General features: G+C 69.6%; 2 protein-coding genes. Both read left to right on the plus strand.

What is annotated here, in order from left to right; all coding sequences use genetic code 11:
- Positions 1-192 precede the first annotated feature (192 nt).
- The gene (locus ACFW2E_RS14525; protein WP_384466208.1) at positions 193-1,671 is read left to right on the plus strand and encodes an ABC transporter permease; all 1,479 of its coding nucleotides are present in this window, start codon (positions 193-195) and stop codon (positions 1,669-1,671) included.
- Between the two features lie 62 nt (positions 1,672-1,733).
- The gene (locus ACFW2E_RS14530; RefSeq protein ID WP_384466210.1) at positions 1,734-2,417 is read left to right on the plus strand and encodes an ABC transporter ATP-binding protein; all 684 of its coding nucleotides are present in this window, start codon (positions 1,734-1,736) and stop codon (positions 2,415-2,417) included.
- Positions 2,418-2,823 lie beyond the last annotated feature (406 nt).

The raw sequence follows: 2,823 nt of genomic DNA on the forward strand, positions 1-2,823 counted from the left end.
GCGGGGGGGCGTGTTTTTGTTTATCCCCCACGGGCGCGCCCGCCTCCCCCCCCCCCCCCCCCCGCGCCGGGGGCCCCCCCCCGGGGGCGGCACCGGTGTTTCCGGGCACTTTCCGGGGCCGGTCACAGCCTTCTCATGCATCTCTTATTCCGGCCTTATCGAGTCATCACGGTGCGTGCCTAGCTTGCGGCCATGTTCTTCACCTACCTGAGGCGCGAACTGCGCCGCCGCAGAAAGGCGGCCCTCGTCGTCGCCTCCGGCCTCGCGCTGGGCATCGCGCTGGTCATCGTGGTCAACTCCGTGTCCAACGGCATGGGGAAGGCCCAGGACAAGGTCCTCCAGTCGCTCTACGGCCTCGGTACGGACATGACCGTCACCAAGGCGGCGTCGGCGTCCACCGGCGACGCGCAGCGTCCGCGCTTCCGGTTCGACGCGCAGAACAACGGCGACTCCAAGTCGCAGAGCAGCGACCGGGTCATGGTGCAGGGCTTCACCACCCTCGCCTCCTCCACCGTCACCAGGGTCTCGGCGCAGAAGGGCGTCTCGACGGCCGTCGGCGGACTGAGCCTCAACGTGGTGAAGGTCAGCGGACAGTTCACCCGCGGCCAGTTCCAGCAGAACCAGAACTCCGGCGGCAACCGGCAGGGCGGACCCGGCGTCGGCAACGGCCTGCCGCAGGGCGAGGTCCGGGGCGGCGGCGCCGACTTCGACATCAACCAGTACACGGTCTACGGCACCGACGTCACCAGGACAGCGCTCGGCCCGCTGACCTCGTCGAAGATCACCAGTGGCCGCACCTTCAGGACGACCGAGACGAACGCCAAGGTCGCCGTCGCCGACTCGGCCTACGCCAAGACGAAGAAGTACAAGGTCGGCTCCACCGTCACCGTCAAGGGCGTCAAGTACAGGGTGATCGGCATCGCCACCGCCGACAGCGGTGACTCGGCGGCCAACCTCTACATCCCGCTCAAGCAGGCGCAGGCACTGGCCGGCGAGAAGAACAAGATCACCACGGTCTACGTCAAGGCGACCGACTCCCAGCAGATCGACACCGTCAAGAGCGCCATCCAGAAGAACGTCTCCGGCACGACGGTCACCACCTCCGCCGACCTCGCCAAGACCGTCTCCGGCTCGCTGTCCACCGCCTCCGGCCTGGCCGCCAACGTCGGCAAGTGGCTGTCCATCGCGGTGCTGGTGGCGGCGTTCCTGGTCGCCGGACTGCTCACCTCCTCCGCCGTCTCCCGGCGCGTCCGCGAGTTCGGCACGCTGAAGGCCCTGGGCTGGAAGTCGGGCCGGGTGACCCGGCAGGTGGTCGGCGAGGCGGTGGTCAACGGACTGGTCGGCGGTGCCCTCGGTATCGCCCTCGGCCTGGGGGGCGCATACCTCGTCACGGCGATCAGCCCGACGCTGAATGCCTCGCTCGGCAACACCGGCGGCGGTCCCGGCGGTCCCGGTGGTCCCGCCGGCGGTGGCTTCGGCGGTGGCGGCTTCGGCGGCCCCGGCCGGCAGGCGGCGAAGAGCCTGGAGGTGGCGCTCACCGCTCCGGTCAGCCTCACCACGATCGTCCTCGCGGTCGGTCTCGCGGTGGCCGGAGGCCTGATCGCGGGAGCGTTCGGAGGCTGGCGGGCGTCGAGGCTGCGCCCGGCGGATGCGTTGCGGCGCGTGGAGTAGCGGCCCCGCTCACCGGCACCCGACCACGGCGCGCACCACCCCGAACCCTCCCAGGAGCCACCATGTACGAACTCAGGAACGTCACCAAGCGCTACACCCGCGGAAAGGACACCATCCACGCCCTGGACGGCATAGACCTGACCATCGGCGACGGCGACCGCCTGGTCATCCAGGGGCCCACCGGCGGCGGCAAGTCCACGCTGCTCCAGATGCTCGGCGGCCTCGACCGCCCCACCTCCGGCGAAGTCGTCCTCGACGGCACCGACCTGGCCAGGCTCCCCGAGGCCCGGCTCACCAGGGTCCGCAGCGAGAGCATCGGCTTCGTCTTCCAGTCCTTCAACCTCATCCCCACGCTCACCGCCCAGGAGAACGTGGAGATCGCGCTCGTCCCGCTCGGCATCAAGGCCAGGGACCGCCGCGAACGAGCCGCCGAGGCCCTGCACTCGGTCGGACTGGGCGAACGCCTGGGCCATCTGCCCTCGGAGATGTCAGGAGGGCAGCAGCAGCGCGTCGCCATCGCCCGCGCACTGGTGAAGCAGCCCAAGGTGCTGCTCGCCGACGAACCGACCGGCAACCTCGACGAGGGCATGCGGGACGAGATCATGGAGGTGCTCGAACGCATGTGGAAGGAGCACGGCCTGACCTTCATCATGGTCACCCACGACTCCGCGATCGCGAGGAAGGCCCCGCGCCTGGCGACCATCCGCAAGGGAAAGATCACCGTGAAGGAGAACGCGGGCGCGTAGCGGCGCGGCCGGAGGCCTATAACACCGAACGCACGTACGCGACTTCGCGGTTTGGTAACGGTGTTCCACCCGGCGCGTAACAGTTCGCGGCAGCGCTTTCTCACCCTCCTCTCAACTATTGAGCCGTCAGATCACCCCCCGGCATACTGCGTGGTCCGGGGGGTTGACGTTCATGCGTACGAGACTGCCCCCGGCCGGGTGAGCGAGTCATTCGCCGGCCCGGTACTCCATTTCCAGGGGGAGTTTTGCGCAGACAAGTGAAAAGAGCGGCTGCGGCCACCGTGGCCACCGCCGCAGCCGTCGCCCTCGCCGCAGGCATGACCAGCCCGGCGTCGGCGAAGCCCGAGCAGCGCGCCTCGGCCGCCGCCCCCGCGCGCCCGGCCCCACACCCCCAACACCCAAAAAA

The organism is Streptomyces sp. NPDC058964, from assembly GCF_042741275.1.
Taxonomy (GTDB): Bacteria; Actinomycetota; Actinomycetes; order Streptomycetales; family Streptomycetaceae; genus Streptomyces.

What these genes read in the sequence shown, in the direction of transcription:
- ACFW2E_RS14525 (WP_384466208.1), top strand. Translation starts at nt 193, where the DNA reads ATGTTCTTCACCTACCTGAGGCGCGAACTGCGCCGCCGCAGAAAGGCG.
- ACFW2E_RS14530 (WP_384466210.1), top strand. Translation starts at nt 1,734, where the DNA reads ATGTACGAACTCAGGAACGTCACCAAGCGCTACACCCGCGGAAAGGAC.